Genomic DNA, 16468 nt, shown 5'->3' with positions numbered 1-16468 from the left:
GCGTTATCCAGGTGAGGTGAGCTATCGGCGAATTGACAAGACTATACCGCTACATGCGCAATCGCCGGGGGGCTTACCTGTTAGGGGCCCTGCTGCTGGTAGGGACCAACGTATGCGGACTTGCGATCCCGTGGCTCCTCAAGCTGGCCATCGAGGCGCTGCAGGCTCCCGCCAGGGCCGGCTACACGCCGGCGCAGTACGGCGCGATGATCGCCGCGGCCGCCGTGGCGCAGGGGATCATCCGCGTCTTTTCGCGCACCACGCTCTTAAACGCCGGCCGCCGCATCGAATACGAGCTGCGCGAAGACCTCTACGCCAACCTGCTCACCCTGGATCGGACCTACTTCTCCAACTGGCGCACCGGCGACATCCTGTCCCGCCTCGCCAACGATCTCACCAACGTACGGATGCTGCTCGGTTTCGGCGTCCTGAGCCTGTTGAACACCGTGGTGATCTACACCGCCTCCCTCATCCTGTTAACCCGGATCTCCCCGTTTCTCACCGTATGCGCCGTACTCCCGTTCCCGGTCATGATCCTGATCGTGAAGCGGATGAGCGCCTCCATGTTCCGCGTCTCCAAGAGGACGCAGGAAGCCCTGGCCCACCTCACCACCCGGGTCGAGGAGAACGTCTCCGCCGCCGCTGTGGTGCGCGCGTACTGCCGCGAGGATGGGGAGATCAAGAGTTTCGGCGCCGTGTGCGACAGCTACAGCGATGCCAGTATGGCCATGGCGAAGATCCGGGGGATGATGCTGCCGGTGATGGCTGCGACCGGAGCGATCGGCACTCTCGTGATCCTTTTTGTCGGCGGAAACCTGGTGATCCGGGGGGAGCTCACCTTGGGCGGGTTCGTCGCCTTCAACGGCTATCTCGCCATGCTGGTTTGGCCCACCATCATGTTTGGCTGGATCCTCAACCTCGTGCAGAGGGGTGCCGCGTCTATGACGCGGCTGAGCGAGATCCTGAACGCGCGCCCCGAGGTGGCGGAGCCGGAGCGGCCCGTCGACCCCGGCGAGATCAAGGGGGAGATCGAGTACCGCAATTTCAGCTTCAGCTACGGCGGCGCCGGGATGCTGCGCGGCATCGACCTGAAGATCGCAAGAGGCGCACGCATCGGCATCGTCGGCGTGGTGGGGAGCGGCAAATCGACCCTGGTGCGCATGATCCCGCGGCTTTTCCCGGTCGCTGAGGGGACGCTCTTTGTCGACGGCATCGATGTCAACCTGCTGCCGCTCAAGCGTATCAGGGACGCGGTGGGCTTCGTCCCCCAGGAAACCTTCCTCTTCTCCCGCACCATCGCCGAAAACATCGGTTACGGCAAACCCGGCGCGACCCGGGAGGAGATCGAGCGCGCGGCGCGGATCGCCGGCCTTTCCGGCGACCTCACCCGGTTTCCGCAGGGGCTGGACACCCTGGTGGGAGAGCGGGGGGTGACCCTGTCCGGGGGGCAGAAGCAGCGTGTCTCGATAGCGCGGGCTCTCATCAAGGAGCCCAGCATACTGATTCTGGACGATCCCCTCTCCGCGGTCGACGCCGATACCGAGGAGGAGATCCTCTCCGCGCTTTCCGGCTATTACGGCAAAAGGACCGTGCTCATCGTGTCGCACAGGCTCTCGCCGCTGCGTAACTGCGACCGGATCATCGTGCTGGAGCAGGGGGCCATCGTCGAGCAGGGGAGCCACGCGGAGCTCCTGGAGGTGGGAGGCCGCTACGCCGCCATCCACAGGGAAGAACAGCTTAAGGCGGAGATAGAGAGGCTTTAAAGGCAAAGGCCATTTTTTAAACCCAAAGGTGCAAAGGCGCTAAGAGAATCCAACATCTGAAACGGTTAGTTCCAAAACGCTTTTCTTTGCGTCTCTGCGCCTTTGCGTTAAATACAAAGGTTTTCAGGCTTTTCATTTTTTAAGGGAGCAGCATGCACTTCGGCGGGATATACGAGGAGGAAACGGTAGGGAAGGTGTACGACAGACGCCTGATGGGGCGCTTTGTCGCCTATGTCGTCCCCTACCGCCGCATGCTGATAACGGCGCTCCTGATGCTCCCGCTAATCGCGGCGTCCAAACTGGCCCAGCCCTGGATCATCAAGGTCGCCATCGACGAGCACATCGTCAAGGGGCGCATGGCGGGACTCCCCGCCCTTGCCGCGGCCTTCCTCGCCGTCATCTTCCTCGAATCCATCCTCATGTTCGGACAGGTCTACTTGCTGCAGTGGGTGGGGCAGCGGGTCATGTACGACATCAGGGTCAAGCTTTTCAGCCACATCCAGCGCCTGTCCACCCGCTTCTTCGATCAGACCCCGGTAGGGAGCCTGGTTTCCCGGCTCACCAGCGATATCGAGGTGCTGGGAGAGATGTTCGCCGCGGGCCTCGTGACCGTGGTCGGGGATATCCTGGTGCTTGCGGGGATCGTCGGCATCATGCTCTGGATGAACGTGCGGCTCTCGCTGGTCACCTTCTCGGTGCTGCCGGTACTGATATGGGTCGCCTTCGCCTTCCGCAAGTGGATGCGGCTCGCCTTCCGCCAGGTGCGCGCGCGCCAGGCGAACCTCTCAGCCTTCCTCGCCGAGAGCATCGGCGGCATGGCGGTGGTGCAGCTCTTCAACCGGGAGCATGACGAGGCGAAGGAGTTTCGACGCCTGAACGCCTCCTACGTGGAGGCGAACCTCCCGGTGATAACCTGGGACGCCGCGCTCTACGCGGTGGTTGAATCGCTCTCGTCGGTTGCGGTTGCGCTGATCATCTGGTACGGCGGCGGCGAGATCGTGAAGGGGACCCTCTCCTTCGGCTCGCTGGTGGCCTTCATCCAGTATATAGAGAAGTTCTTCTCGCCGATCCGCGATCTCTCGGCCAAATATTCCATCATGCAGGGGGCCATGGCGTCCCTCGAACGGATCTTCGCGCTGCTGGACAACGAGGACCGTGAACCCGCCTCGCTGCCGGTCCCGGAAAAGGCAACGGGGACGACTCCTCCTTGCCAGGGCGCTCCGGCGCACGCGCTGCAAAGCATCTGCTTCAACGATATCTGGTTTGCCTACAAGGAGCGGGACTACGTCCTGAAAGGGTTCTCCCTGCAGATGAAGCGCGGCGAGAAGGTGGCCCTGGTGGGGGAGACCGGCGGGGGCAAGACCACGGTGACCAGGCTCCTGTCCCGGCTCTACGACGTGGAGCGCGGCTCCATCACCATCGACGGCACCGACATCCGGGAGCTGCCGCTTCCGGCCCTGCGCAAGCGCATCGGCGTGGTGCTGCAGGATCCCTATCTCTTTTCCGGCACCATCGCCTACAACATCTCCCTGGGAGACCCCGAGGCGCTCAAGAGGGTGGAGCAGGCAGCGGCGGTGGTCGGGGCCGATCGTTTCATCCGGGAGCTTCCCAAGGGGTACGAGGAGGAGGTGCGCGAGCGCGGTGTGAATTTCTCCGCCGGCGAACGTCAGCTGATCTCCTTCGCGCGCGCCGTGGCCTTCGATCCGGAGATCCTGGTGTTGGACGAGGCGACCGCCAGCGTCGACACGGCCAGCGAGCGGCTGATCCAGCAGGGGCTCGAAGGGTTGATGCAGGGGCGCACCACGCTCGTGGTCGCCCACCGGCTCTCCACCATCCGCGATGCCGACCGCATCGTCGTCATTCACCGCGGCGAGAAGGTCGAAGAAGGGACCCACGCGGAATTGATGGCCGCCCAGGGGGTCTACTACCGGCTGTACCAGCTGCAATTCAAGGATTAGCACACGGGAGTCCACTCCCTCGCTTAGGTGCCCTCCCCGCCTCGCATTGATTCCGTAGGGGCGAATAATCATTCGCCCAGCCGCCGATGCCCCGGCCGCTGTCGATGGCAAGAGGTTCAATGGTGCGGCCAAGGGGGGCGAATGTTTATTCACCCTTACAGTGAAGACCATACATCAATGATTGACCTTTCATTCAAAAATTGAGATATAAGAAACACTTTTCTCACGGAGCATCACCATGAAGCATCTCATACTCGGCACCGCCGGACACATAGATCATGGCAAGACCTCGCTGGTGAAGGCGTTGACCGGCGTGGACACCGACCGTCTCAAGGAGGAGAAGGCCCGCGGCATCACCATCGAACTCGGCTTCGCCCACCTGGAACTCCCGGGGGATCTCCGTTTCGGCATCGTCGACGTCCCCGGCCACGAGCGCTTCGTGCGCACCATGGTGGCGGGCGTGGGCGGCATGGACCTTGTGCTCCTGGTGATCGCCGCGGACGAGGGGATCATGCCCCAGACCCGCGAGCACCTGGAGATCTGCCAGTTGCTGGGGGTCAAGCGGGGCATCGTGGTGCTGACCAAGAAGGACATGGTGGAACCGGACTGGCTCGACCTGGTAACCGAGGAGGTGCGCGACTACCTCGCGGAAAGCTTCCTCGCCGGCGCGCCCATCGTCAGTGTTTCCTCCCGCACCGGCGACGGTATCGAAAACCTGAAGGCGGAGCTCGCCAGGATGGCGAAGGAGATCGAACAGAAACGGGTCGATTCCCCCTTCCGTCTTCCGGTGGACCGCGTCTTCACCGTCACCGGGTTCGGCACCGTCGTCACCGGCACGCTCCTCTCCGGCGCCGTCACCGTGGGGGACGAGGTCGAGATCCTTCCCACCGGCATCGCCTGCCGCGTGCGCGGCGTGCAGTCTTTCGGTTCCAAGGTCGAGAAGGGTGGGGCGGGTGAAAGGCTCGCGGTCAACCTTCAGGGGGTGGACCACACCGACGTGCAGCGCGGCGACGTGGTCGTTCCCAAGGGGCTCTACAAGCCGACCAGCGCCGTGGACGTGCGGCTCAACTACCTCGCCTCGATGGGGAAGGAGCTGAAGCATCGCGCCAGCATCCGTCTCCATTCCGCCACCTACGAGGTCCCGGCCAAGATCATCCTCTTTGACCGTGACGCGCTTCAACCCGGCGAAAGTGCCTACGTGCAGCTCCGTCTCGCCCACCCGGTACTTTTGCTGCCGGGCGACCCCTTCGTGCTGCGAACCTACTCGCCCCAGGCGACCCTGGGCGGCGGAACCGTTCTTGACCCAGCGCCGCCGCGGCGCCGCCGCCGTTCCGCGGAGGCGCTGGCCCTTTTGGAGGCCGCCGAGTCCGGCGTTGACCAGGAGCGGATCCGGTTGCTGGTCGAGTCGTCGCTCCTCTCCGGCATCTCCATCCAGGAGATGGTGAACCGCTCCGGGATGTCCGGCAAAAGGATCGAAACTGCGCTGGCTCCCCTGCTCTCAAGCGGCGCGGTGCTCCAGGTGGTGAAGGAGCCGCGCATCTTCCTCAGCAAGGACGCCTTTGCGCAGCTTAAGCAGAAGCTTTCCGATGAATTGCACGAGTATCTCCAGGAAAACCCGATGCAGGAAGGTATCGGCAAGGAGGAATTGAAGTCCCGGATCCCCAGGCGCAGCGACTCGCGCTTTTTCGGTCCGGTGCTGGCGAGCCTGGAGAAGGACGGGCTGGCGCTCTCCGACCGCGAACTGGTGAAGCTCCCCGGCCGCAAGGTTGGCGTCACCCAGGACCAGGCGAGCGTGCAGCGCGCCCTCGAGGAGGCGCTTACCAGGGCCTGGTTCGAGCCTCCCACCCTGAAGGAGCTCTGCGACCTTGTTGGTGCCACCGAAAAGCAGGTGCTCGACCACGCCAACATGATGTTCCGCGAGGGGAGGGTGGCCAAGATCAAGGGGGACATCTTCTACGCCCCCGGTGCCGTCAACGAGCTGCGTGACAAGCTGGTAGCTCACCTGAAGGAGAAGGGGGAGATCACCCCGCCGGAGTTCCGTGACCTCACCGGTCTGTCCAGGAAGTTCATGATCCCGCTGCTGGAGTACTTCGACCAGGAGAAGCTCACCATCCGTATGGGCGACAAGAGGGTGTTGAGGAAGGGATGACCCCTCTCCTTTGTCTGTTGCCGCCAGTCACATCTTGGTTATGCTTCTGTGTGCTTTGCCTCAGCTCCCTCCCCCGGAGGGGGAGGGTTGGGGAGGGGGAAAGCCATGGACGCAGACGAGAAATCTTTTTTCGCCCAACTCCGCTTCCTGCCGAACTACTTCAGGCCGCTCGCGCGCTACGTCAGCACATGACCGACGCGGAGCAGCTGCTCTGGTATTGTCTGCGGCGGAAACAGTTGAGCGGATTCCGGTTCCGGCGGCAGCACCCTATTGAGAAGTACGTTCTGGATTTCTATTGTCCAGAGGCAAGACTCGCCGTGGAACTGGACGGTGGGCAGCACAACCAAACAAAGAACGCCCTGCGCGATCGAGGAAGGAGCGACTTTCTTGAGACGCAGGGCGTTTGTGTTTTAAGGGTGTGGAACCATGAGGTCTTTGCCAACCTGGAAGGGGTGCTGGAAAGAATCTACGAGGTGTTGCAACAGAGAGCGGGAGTCCATTATGGCAGAAACGATAACCTTCCCCCTCCCTAGCCCTCCCCCTCCGGGGGAGGGGACATTCAGTATGTTCGGGGGGATTGCAGACCGGAGGGCAGCTACATTGGTAGCAGCTTTCTGCCTTTAGAGGGAAGGTGTCCATACCTCCCCCCCCCTCCGGGGGAGGGGACATTCGGTATGTTCGGGGGGATTGCAGGCCGGAGGGCAGCTACATTGGTAGCAGCTTTCTGCCTTTAGAGGCAAGGTGTCCACACCTCCCTCCCCCGGAGGGGGAGGGTAGGGGAGGGGGAAGACTTCCACCGTATCGCAAGGCTTCTACCAAATATAATCCTTGGCAATATCCCGCTTGTCCCGCCCGTAGAGGATGTGGAAGGCCCGGAGCTTCTTGAGGGCCACGGGGGAAAGACTTCCGAGCGGGAGGTAGATGATCCTCTTCCCCAGCCGCGCCGCGTGCTGCTTCATGAAACTTCTGGGGGGCTTCGCCGCGGCGTACACCACGTCCTTCTCCAGGGAATAATCGAGCGCCGCCATCAAAAGGTGCTCTCCCTTTCCAAGCGCGTACCGGTAATCCGGGTCGTGCCAGACATCCACCATTCGGCGCGGCGGGTAGCTCAGCAGGAAGCCACCGTACTCGCAGCGCGAGATGCCCGGACCGACGATGTTGTCGGTAGGCGGGGTGGCGTAAAAGGCCATGTCGGACTCCTGGGCGTGCTCCCCCAGCCACGTCATGCAGTACGGGAATTTCGTCCCCTCCTTGTCCTCGTCGAGGATCACCACCACGCACCCCACGCCGCTCTTCAGCCGCTTGTTCTCCCGGACGTAAATCTTCCCTTCGTGCAGGTTGCGCAGCGTCTCGCGCATGTCGATCCCGTCCAGGAGCGACGAGGAGAACGGCTCGGATTTGCTCGCCTCCTCACTCAACTGCCGGGCTCCGATCCTCTTCAAGTTGCGGCCGTACTCCTCGATGTTGAGATCCTCTGGCGGAAAGGAACAGATGTACGGGTCGTCGAATCCCTCCAGCCAGTCCCCGGGGCGCTTCTCCTTCTTCCTGTTCATCATCTTGAGCCGCGAGAGCCCCTTGGCACGCACCTGTTCACGCGGGCGAAAACGAATCCTCTTGGTGCCGGACCAGAGTTCGGCTGCGGAAAGCCTCAGGGTCGGCAGGTCGCTTGCCTCGCGCTGCCACGGGTAGTGGGCAGCCAGGCGGAAGAAGGCGTAGGCGAAGTTGTCGTCCAGGCAGCCACGAGCCGCCGCGAGCATCTGGAACAGATCGGGGAGCAGCATGCGCGATAAAAGCGCGTAGTTGCGGGCAAAGCGGAAGAAGGCCCGCTTCTGCCAGAAGTGCACCTTGTCGCCGGTCTCCTGCCGGTAGTGGCGGGCCGCTTCCAAAAACAGCCGCAGCATGATCTTCTGCCGGTCCGGCAGTTCCCCTTCCGCCCCTATGCGGTGCGCGCTTCTCTGCACCGATTCCGCCAGCGCCTCCTCCTCGGGGATGCTCTGCTTGCCACCCAAGATCAGCTCGAAGGCGTTGAAGCTCTTTCGCAGCGAGGGGCCGCCCGGCGCGGGCTCGGGAGGAAGGGGAGAGCGCCGGGTCTCGTAGAGGGCGGAGAGGAAGGGATACTCGGCCAGAACCTCGTGGCAGCATTCCGGATGCAGGTTGAAGATGGTGATTCCCTCTCGGCGGGTGCGGGTGAGGGGCTGGGCCTGCGGTGCGTCGAAATCCTGCCGGATCCGCTCCAGGTGCGACATGCCGCAGATGAAGAGGACGCGCTCGTGCTGTGCGGAAAGCTGCCGCAAGCGGTAGGCCATGCCGCGTTCACGTCGCAGATCCTCCTCGCCGGGCGGGATCTCCCGGTACAGCTTGGCGACTTCGCGGTAGAACGGCTCCAGTCCGATGCGCTGCACCGAGTAGGAATCAGGAAGTTGTTCCGGGTGTGAAGGGTAGGAATCGAGGTCGATATCGATCAGGTGCAGCGGGACCTCGTTTTCCAGGGCGAGCCGTGCCCCCTCGATCAGGGGATCGGCCGGCTCGATGATGAGGAACGCGGACTGGGCGGCGACGTGGTAGGCGAGTACCGAGATTTCGGGCAGGCGCCGCACGCCGCGCAGGAACTGCTGCTCCAGCGTTTGCGGGAGCTCCAGCGCGATGCAGTCCGGCTGCACCGTCTCGAACGCCTCCCGCACCAGGTGTGCGAACTCCATCCGGTAGTGCAGGATGGGGAGGGCGTGGACGTTGCCGAATCGTTCCAGGTAGAGGTGGTCGGACATAAGTAAAAGGTGTGGAGCTGATTTTAGGCCGCAGTTCATCCCCCTCGCCCTGCGGGAGAGGGGCAGGGGTGAGGGCATGCGGCAGCGTGGTCCATTGTGGCGTCGCCCTCACCCGGCCTGCGGCCACCCTCTCCCGGGGGGCGAGGGTAAAGAGCGAAGGCTTACTTCAGGTAACGGAGTGCCTCTTCCCCCAAGATCCGCTCGACCGCGAGCGGCAGTAGCTCGCGCGGATCCTTCTCGGTGGCCGCCATCATCTTCAGCGCGTAGCGGGCGATGTTGATGCCGTCGCGAACGGAGTAGGGCTCGTCCGCGGCATGGCCCCGCTGCAGGAATTGCACGACATAGTTGAGGATGGAACTGCCGGCAAAGGGAAGATTCTCCTTCAGTATCGCCAGTTCCTCGTCCGCCTCGGGGAAATCGATGAAGAGCTGGGGCTGCAGGCGGGAATGGATGTATTCCGGCACCTCGAAGGTGGAGGAATCCTCGTTCATGGTGACAACGATGCGGAAGTCCGGGTGAGCTGAGATCCTGAGGCCGGTAATGATGGATTCGACATAGCGGCGGTCGTCGAGAAGCGGCGCGAGCGATGCCCACGCCTTCTCGCTCATCCGGTTTCCTTCGTCCAGGATCAGCACGCCTCCCGAGATCATGGCTGAGACCAGCGAGGATGCTGCATACTGGATGGTTCCTTCCGGTCCGATCACCGGCGTCACGATCAGGTCCTCGGGGCGGGTGTCCATGGTGGCCTGGAACAGGTAGACCTTTCGGCCCAGCCGTTTAGCGGCGGCGTAGGCGAGGGTCGTCTTGCCGACACCGGGCTTGCCGATCAGGCGTGGGTTGAAGGGGATGTCCCGCTCGTCGATCACCATCCAGGCAGCGAGAAGCTGCCGGAGCAGTTCCTCGTCTCCCACCCAGAGCAGCGGCAGTTCGATGGGGTTGGCGAGGGTCAAGTTGATGCCGTCAATCGTGATCCGGTCCATAAAAACTCCAAGAAAAGCCAAAAACCATTGGCCACGGAGAAAATCTGAGGACATCTGAGAAAACGTAAAACCTAAAGCTTTGTTTTGGTTCTCTCAGATTTTCTCCGAAGTTCTCCGTGGCTAAATGGTTTTGTGGTTTTAGGTGTTCATTTCGTGCCCGTACATCATCACCAGCCGGGCGCGGTTCTCGCGGCAGCTCCTGCAGAGCTCGCCGGCATCCTTGAAGAATTCCTCCGCCAGCCACTCACCCGCCTCGCCGTACAGCGAATCCGGTTCGTTCTCGTCGTATTCGGTCTTGCAGATGCTGCAGGTTTTCATGCCTTTACCGTCGTCCGGACCAGGTCCGCCAGGCAGTCCAGGAAAATGGGGTCGGAATTCAGCGACTCCGTCCTGACGAAGCGCTTGATGCCATGCGCCTTCGCCTCCTCGGCATACTGGATGTCGATCTCGTAGAGCGTTTCGATGTGGTCGGAGACGAAGGAAAGCGGCACCATCAGGAGATTCTCCCTCCCCTCCTTGGCCAGCCGCTCGATGGTCGCTTCGGTCGACGGCTCCAGCCACTTGACCTTGCTGGCTTTGGACTGGAAGCACAGCAGATGGCTCGCCTCGCCAACCTGCTCCATCACCAGCCGCACCGTCTCCTGGATATGCGACAGGTACGGGTCACCCTCGTCGATGAACGACTGCGGCAGCGAATGGGCCGAGAAGACGATCTCCACGTCCTTGCGGTCCGGAAACGCCTGCAGTCCCCGCATCACCTTCCCCGCCAGCGCCTTGATGTAGAGCGGGTGGTTGTAAAAACGGTCGATGTAGCTGATCTCGAAGTCGGCATTCGCCTCCTTCAGCACGCGCTGCAGTTCGTTGACGCTGGAGCCGGTGGTCGCCCTGGAGTAGTGCGGGTAGAGCGAGAGCGCCACGACGCGCCTGATCCCCTCGCGCTTGATGGCCGCCAGCGCCTCGATGGTGGAGGGGCGGGAGTAGCGCATGGCGACGAAGGAGCGGAAGCGGTCGCCCAGAAGCGCCTGCAGCCCAGATCCCTGGGCCTCGGTCAGCTCCCGGATCGGGGATTTGCCGCCGATCTGCCGGTAGTACTCCTCCACCTTGGGCGCACGCTTGTTGACGATGCGCCGGGCGATGAATGGCTGCAAAAAGGCCGGCCCGATCTTGATGATGTCGCGGTCCGTAAACAGGTTCATGAGGAAAGGGTGCACGGCGTCCAGCGAATCGGGACCTCCCATCTGGAGCAGCAGGAGTGCGGTTTTGTCTGACATGGCGACCTCTTGGGCGAGAATAGTGGCCCAAGAAATGTAGCAGAAAACGCGGGGAAGTAGAACCGGTTTAATTCATTGGAGGGAGAAGAGACAAAAACAAATGAAACAGGGATAAAAGGGATAAAAGAAACAGGGATGAAAGGGATGAAAGGGATGAAAGGGATGAAAGGGATGAAAGGGATGAAAACAAAAGCCCCACAGCTTGGTTTGAAACCTAAGGCTCCAAGGCTTTTGCAGTTATCCCTTCATCCCCTTTATCCCTGTTAAATGGTTTTACTTGACGCCGGCCTTGGTGAGGTGGGGGGCGTAGCGCTTGTCGGTTCCCTTGATGTGGTTCACCAGCCAGTTCTTCAGGAACTCGATGACGTCGTGGGTGAGCACCGTTTCGCCGGACTTGAATTTCTCCTGGAGTTCGACCACCTGGCTCACCAGGGCCCGGTGCTGCTGGACGTGCGCGCTCTCCTCGGGGTAGCCGGATTTGCGGAACGCCTCCTCCTCCGCAGCGAAGTGGCTTCCGGTGTACTCGATGAGACGCTGCAGCACCGAACCGATCGCCTCCTTGCTCCGTTTCTGCTGCATCGCCTGGGCCAGCTCGTTAATCATGGCGAACAGCTTCTTGTGCTGTTCGTCGAAGGTGTTGATGGTGGTGGCGAAGCTCTGGTCCCAGACCATGGCGTCGGAGAGCTGGAAGTGGGAGACAAGTTCGTGCAGCTCGTCGACCTGCTGCACCAGCTTGCTGGTGGCGGCCTTGGTGTTGCGGGCGCTCTCCACGTTGCTGTTGACCACGGAAGTGATCATCTGGATGTTGCCGGTGATCTCGTGGGTGGTGGCGGTCTGCTCCTCGGCCGCGGTGGCGATCTGGGAAAGCTGCATGGTGAGGTCGTTGATCATGCTCAGGATACCGTTGAGCGCCTCGCCCGAGCGGCAGGTCTCCGCGGTCCCCTGGTTCACCTGCTCCACACCCTCGCTCATGGCGCCGACCGCATCGCGGGTCTCGCTCTGGATCGACTTGATCATGCTGTCGATCTCCTTGGTGGCGCGGGTGGTCCGCTCGGCCAGCGCCCGCACCTCGTCCGCGACGACGGCGAAGCCCCGCCCGGTCTCGCCTGCGCGCGCCGCCTCGATGGCCGCGTTCAGGGCGAGGAGGTTGGTCTGGTCTGCGATGTCCTCTATGGTGCCGGCGATGGCGCCGATCTGGTCGGAACGCTCACCAAGCCCCGCCACCGAGGTGGAGGTGGAGGTGACCCGCTGCGCGATGTTCTCCATGAGCCGCGCGCTGTTGCTGACGATCTCGGCGCCGGCTGTGGTCTCCGCAGTGGCCTTGTGGGCGTTCTCGGCGGCGTAGATGCAGTTGCGCGCGATGTCGGCGGAGGTGGCGGACATCTCCTCGCTGGCGGTGGCGATGGTGGATGCCTGCATGGCGACATCCTCGGCCGCGGACGCCATGGCGTCGTTGGTGGCGCTCACCAGCGCAACGGAGTCCCTGACGAGGTCGGTGACGGTGAAGAACTGGTGCATGGTCTTGTTCCAGTCTCCCATCATGTTGTTGAATGCGCTGCCGATCCGCCCGATTTCACCGCTGGCGATGTGCTCGACGCGGCAGGAAAGGTTGCCTTGCGCCGCGGCCTCCAGGGCGTCCGCGACTTCCCGAAGGGCGCGCGATTCGGACCGGACCACAAGCCAACTGGCCAGAACCGATAGGAAAAATATGGACGTCCCCACGGCTACCATTATCAGGGTGTTGCCGCAGTTGCCAACAGCAACGGTGGAGGCAATGGTCGCAAAAACAGCAATCAGGTTGATCGTGATCAGGCGGGCGCTAAATGACATGGACGATCTCCTTTTGTCGGCTTTTCATACTCAAGGAGATTATCGTCGCTCTGGGGAAAAACTTTAAAGTTTCATTCTGTTTACGGAAAGTAGGGAAGAAGAACCCGGTCTAACAGTAACGGGGAGATTTCATTCTGTCGCCAGCCTCGTTCGATCGCCCCTACCAGGAAGGACGACCCCCTTGGTGCAGCCGCTCCTGGACGGCGGCCAGGTTGTCTGCGATTTGCGGGTTGGTGAGCTGCTGGTTTCTCTGCCTTTGCCGGGGTTTCTCCGATTGTTCGAACTGCATCACGAAACCGCACGAGAGGATGATGGCTGCCATCACGATCTTGCAAGGAAAACTCTTCATAGCCTGCCTCCTTGTTCCCGGGGATGCATCGGAGCTCTCCCCGGACAGACTGCCAAATGAGAGAAGACATTGGCACAGTCTAATGTAAGAGGAGATTAAGTCAAGTTTAATCTTTCGTGGGGCGATTCCTTCCTGGGCAGGGGGGGGAAGCTGATGGGTCCGGGGGAGCAGTTTCCAAATAATTTCGCGGCGTGTGGACAGCTGAAGAGATTGTTTTATAATGAGCACTTGTTTTTCCCATGAGAGGACTAATGGAATCGACCTATATCATTCGTTTTTTGAGGCGGGCGGTGTGCTTTGGCGTGGCGGTCATGTTACTGCTTCCCGCTGCCGTGCACGCCCACAGCGAGGAGGATGCCGCACCGCATCAGACCCACGAGGGCGCCGCACCGGCGGATGCCAAGGTGGGGCTCGATGAGCGGCTGGGTGCAAAGATACCGCTCGACCTGGTGTTCAGGGACGAAAACGGAGGCGAGCGGCGCCTGCGTGACCTGATCACAGGCCCGACCATCATCCTCCCGGTCTATTACTCCTGCACCAACGTCTGCAATTACCTCCAGGAAGGGCTGGCCAGGGCGCTCCCCGAGATCAAGCTGGAACCGGGGAAGGAATACCGGGTCATCTCGGTCAGCTTTGACGAGCGTGAGAACCCGCAGCGGGCGTTGAAGTCCAAGCACATGTACCAGACCGTGATGAAGGGGAAATTCCCGGAAGGGAACTGGACCTTCCTCACCGGCGACGCGGCCAACATACGCAGGCTCACCGACGCGGCCGGGTTCCATTTCCAGCGCAAGGGAAACGACTTCGTGCACCCCGTGGTCAGCTTCATCGTGGCGCGGGACGGCATGATCGTGCGCTACCTTTACGGCACCCAGTTCCTTCCCAAGGACGTCACGCTGGCTCTCATGGAGGCGCGCCAGGGGCGCGTCGGCACCACCATAAGCAAGATGGTGAGCTACTGCTTCAGCTTCGATCCCACTAGCAAGAGCTACCAGTTCAACATCCTGCGGGTGAGCGCCACGGTGATCATCGTCTGCGTGGTGGGGTTCATCATCTTCCTCACCCTGGGCGGCAAGAACCAGAACAACGGCAACAAAAAAGGGAATGACAACAACGTCTAGCGGGTGCGGACGCCGCAATCTTTTCGGGGGAAAAATGAGTCAGCAAACGGCAATGGCGGAGGGCGGCTTCTGGCGCGACACCGGGAAGACCGGGATCGGAGCCTGGATATTCTCGACCGACCACAAGCGGATCGGGTTGATGTACCTTTACTGCGTGCTCGGTTTCTTCCTGGTCGGGGCCTTCCTCGGGCTCTTGATCAGGCTGGAGCTGATGGCGCCGGGCCCGACCATCATGACCGCGCAGACCTATAACGCGATGTTCACCGTGCACGGGGTGGTGATGATCTTTCTCTTCATCATCCCGGGAATCCCGGCTTCCTTCGGCAACCTGGTGCTCCCGATACAGCTCGGCGCCCGCGACGTCGCCTTTCCGCGGGTGAACCTCTTCTCCTGGTGGCTCTACGCCATCGGCGCAATCATCGTGTTGATCTCGCTCTTCACCGGCGGCGGCGCACCGGACACCGGCTGGACCTTCTACGTCCCCTTCAGCGCACGGACCACCACCAACGTCTCGTTGGCGGTCTTCGGGGTCTTCGTGCTCGGCTTCTCCTCAATCCTCACCGGGATCAACTTCATCACGACCATCCACAGGATGCGCGCCCCCGGCATGACATGGACCCGGATCCCGCTCTTCGCCTGGAGCCTCTACGCGACCGCCTGGGTACAGGTGCTTGCCACCCCGATCATCGCCATCACCCTGCTCCTCGTGGTGACCGAGAGGATCCTGGGACTCGGGCTCTTCGACCCGACCCGCGGCGGCGATCCGGTCATGTACCAGCACATGTTCTGGATCTACTCGCACCCGGCGGTCTACATCATGATCCTGCCGGGGATGGGGGTCATCTCCGACATCATCCCCGTGTTCTCCAGAAAGCCGATATTCGGCTACAAGATGATCGCCTTTTCGAGCCTCGCCATCGCGGCGGCCGGTTCGGCGGTGTGGGGGCACCACATGTACACCTCGGGGATGAGCGACCTCGGCGTCCTGGTCTTCTCCTTCCTGACCTTCATCGTGGCGATCCCGTCGGCCATCAAGGTGTTCAACTGGGTCTCCACCATGTATAAGGGGTCGATCTCGCTGGAAGCTCCCATGCTCTTCGCGCTCTCCTTCATCCTGCTCTTTTCCATCGGCGGGCTCTCCGGCCTGATCCTCGGCGCGGCGTCCACCGATATCCACGTGCACGACACCCACTTCGTCGTGGGGCACTTCCATTACGTCATGTTCGGCGGGACCGGCTTCGCCTTCTTCGCGGCGGCCCACTACTGGCTCCCGAAATACTTCGGACGCCGCTACAAGGAAAAGCCGGCCATCGTCGGCTGGGTGTTCATGTTCATCGGCTTCAACATCCTCTATTTCACCATGCAGGTGCTTGGGATGGAGGGGATGCCGCGCCGCTACTACGACTACCTCCCGGAATTCGCCCGGCTGAACTTCGTGGCCACGGTGGGAAGCTGGATCCTCCTGACCGGGGTAGCCATCGTGGTCTGGAACCTCTGGCGGGGGCTTTTCACGGGTGAGCCGTTCACCGGCAATCCTTGGGGTGGGGCGAGTCTCGAGTGGAGCATACCGACACCCCCCCCCACGGAAAACTTCGAGGAGGACCCGGTGGTGACCCACGGGCCGTACGATTTCAAAGGGGTGGGGGTTCCATGAGTCACCTGGAAAAGGACAGTTTCGGAGCCAAGCTCGGCATGTGGTTGTTCCTGTTCACGGAGATGCTCCTTTTCGGCGGCGTCTTCATCCTCTACTCCGTGTACCTCACCCGCTACCCCAAGGAGTTCGGTCTGGGGGGGCACCAGCTGGACCTGGTCTACGGCGCGACCAACACGGTGGTGCTCCTGAGCAGCTCCCTGTTAGCGGCCATGTCGGTTACTGCGATCAAGACCGGCGCCAAGAAACTCACCCTGGGGCTATTGTCCGGAACCGTCGGCTGCGCGTTCATCTTCCTGGGGATCAAGTACCTGGAGTGGAGCGCCAAGTTCCACCACGGCATCTACCCGAATGCTCCGAAGCTGATCGCGGGGCCGCCGGGCGAGTCCATATTCTTCAGCCTCTATTACCTCACCACCGGCCTGCACGGCATCCACGTCATCGTGGGCGCGGTGCTGATGAGCTGGACCGCGGTGATGGTGCACAAGGAGAGGATAAACGTAACCGACAACGTGACCCTGGAAAATGTGACCCTGTACTGGCACCTGGTCGACCTGGTCTGGATCTTCATCTTCCCGCTCTACTACCTGATCCTGTAACGGGGGGATCGGGGGGGGCGAAGGGAGCTCAA

The 16468-nt window shown here is 61.8% G+C and carries 13 protein-coding genes; 7 read left to right on the top strand and 6 right to left on the bottom strand.

Annotated features, from left to right (window positions below; translation table 11 throughout):
- Nucleotides 1-53: 53 nt before the first annotated feature.
- From KP001_RS16560 to KP001_RS16545, 4 genes are all read left to right on the top strand, one after another.
- Nucleotides 54-1763, top strand: a complete 1710-nt coding sequence (locus KP001_RS16560; protein ID WP_217289637.1) for an ABC transporter ATP-binding protein — start codon at nucleotides 54-56, stop codon at nucleotides 1761-1763.
- Nucleotides 1764-1915: 152 nt separating this feature from the next.
- Entirely contained in the window at nucleotides 1916-3721 is a 1806-nt protein-coding gene (locus tag KP001_RS16555; RefSeq protein ID WP_217286680.1) for an ABC transporter ATP-binding protein, read from the top strand.
- Between the two features lie 238 nt (nucleotides 3722-3959).
- Nucleotides 3960-5870, top strand: a complete 1911-nt coding sequence (selB, locus tag KP001_RS16550; RefSeq protein WP_217286679.1) for a selenocysteine-specific translation elongation factor — start codon at nucleotides 3960-3962, stop codon at nucleotides 5868-5870.
- The gene (locus tag KP001_RS16545) at nucleotides 5867-6403 is read left to right on the top strand and encodes an endonuclease domain-containing protein (RefSeq protein WP_302466948.1); all 537 of its coding nucleotides are present in this window, start codon (nucleotides 5867-5869) and stop codon (nucleotides 6401-6403) included. The genes selB and KP001_RS16545 overlap by 4 nt, the downstream gene beginning before the upstream one ends.
- 279 nt (nucleotides 6404-6682) lie before the next feature.
- Here the strand turns inward: KP001_RS16545 and KP001_RS16540 are convergent, their stop codons facing one another.
- The 6 genes from KP001_RS16540 to KP001_RS16515 all read right to left on the bottom strand — a co-directional run bounded on the left by KP001_RS16540 (nucleotide 6683) and on the right by KP001_RS16515 (nucleotide 13065).
- Nucleotides 6683-8635: a TraB/GumN family protein gene (locus KP001_RS16540; protein WP_217286677.1), complete on the bottom strand. Its 1953-nt coding sequence runs from the start codon at nucleotides 8633-8635 to the stop codon at nucleotides 6683-6685.
- A gap of 161 nt (nucleotides 8636-8796) precedes the next feature.
- Nucleotides 8797-9615 carry an AAA family ATPase gene (locus tag KP001_RS16535; protein ID WP_217286676.1) on the bottom strand — a complete coding sequence of 273 codons (819 nt, stop codon included), beginning with the start codon at nucleotides 9613-9615 and terminating at the stop codon, nucleotides 8797-8799.
- Nucleotides 9616-9753: 138 nt separating this feature from the next.
- The gene (locus KP001_RS16530) at nucleotides 9754-9933 is read right to left on the bottom strand and encodes a hypothetical protein (RefSeq protein WP_217286675.1); all 180 of its coding nucleotides are present in this window, start codon (nucleotides 9931-9933) and stop codon (nucleotides 9754-9756) included.
- Nucleotides 9930-10886 carry a ferrochelatase gene (hemH, locus tag KP001_RS16525; RefSeq protein WP_217286674.1) on the bottom strand — a complete coding sequence of 319 codons (957 nt, stop codon included), beginning with the start codon at nucleotides 10884-10886 and terminating at the stop codon, nucleotides 9930-9932. The genes KP001_RS16530 and hemH overlap by 4 nt, the downstream gene beginning before the upstream one ends.
- Nucleotides 10887-11159: 273 nt before the next feature.
- Nucleotides 11160-12716, bottom strand: a complete 1557-nt coding sequence (locus KP001_RS16520; RefSeq protein ID WP_217286673.1) for a bacteriohemerythrin — start codon at nucleotides 12714-12716, stop codon at nucleotides 11160-11162.
- Between the two features lie 160 nt (nucleotides 12717-12876).
- Nucleotides 12877-13065, bottom strand: coding sequence for a hypothetical protein (locus KP001_RS16515; RefSeq protein WP_217286672.1), 189 nt, complete (start codon nucleotides 13063-13065; stop codon nucleotides 12877-12879).
- A 251-nt stretch (nucleotides 13066-13316) separates the two neighbouring features.
- Here KP001_RS16515 and KP001_RS16510 point away from each other — a divergent pair, with 251 nt between their 5' ends.
- From KP001_RS16510 to KP001_RS16500, 3 genes are read left to right on the top strand one after another with little or no spacing between them, the layout of a single operon-like run.
- Complete coding sequence (locus KP001_RS16510; protein WP_239027810.1) at nucleotides 13317-14186, top strand: SCO family protein; 870 nt, start codon at nucleotides 13317-13319, stop codon at nucleotides 14184-14186.
- A gap of 34 nt (nucleotides 14187-14220) precedes the next feature.
- Entirely contained in the window at nucleotides 14221-15840 is a 1620-nt protein-coding gene (gene ctaD, locus KP001_RS16505) for a cytochrome c oxidase subunit I (RefSeq protein ID WP_217286671.1), read from the top strand.
- Entirely contained in the window at nucleotides 15837-16436 is a 600-nt protein-coding gene (locus KP001_RS16500; RefSeq protein WP_217286670.1) for a cytochrome c oxidase subunit 3 family protein, read from the top strand. The genes ctaD and KP001_RS16500 overlap by 4 nt, the downstream gene beginning before the upstream one ends.
- The last annotated feature ends 32 nt before the right edge of the window (nucleotides 16437-16468 follow it).

Source organism: Geomonas subterranea (assembly GCF_019063845.1).
Taxonomy (GTDB): domain Bacteria; phylum Desulfobacterota; class Desulfuromonadia; order Geobacterales; family Geobacteraceae; genus Geomonas; species Geomonas subterranea.
The sequence above is the reverse complement of the archived record's forward strand: the minus strand, read 5'-3'. Positions and strand labels throughout refer to the sequence as shown.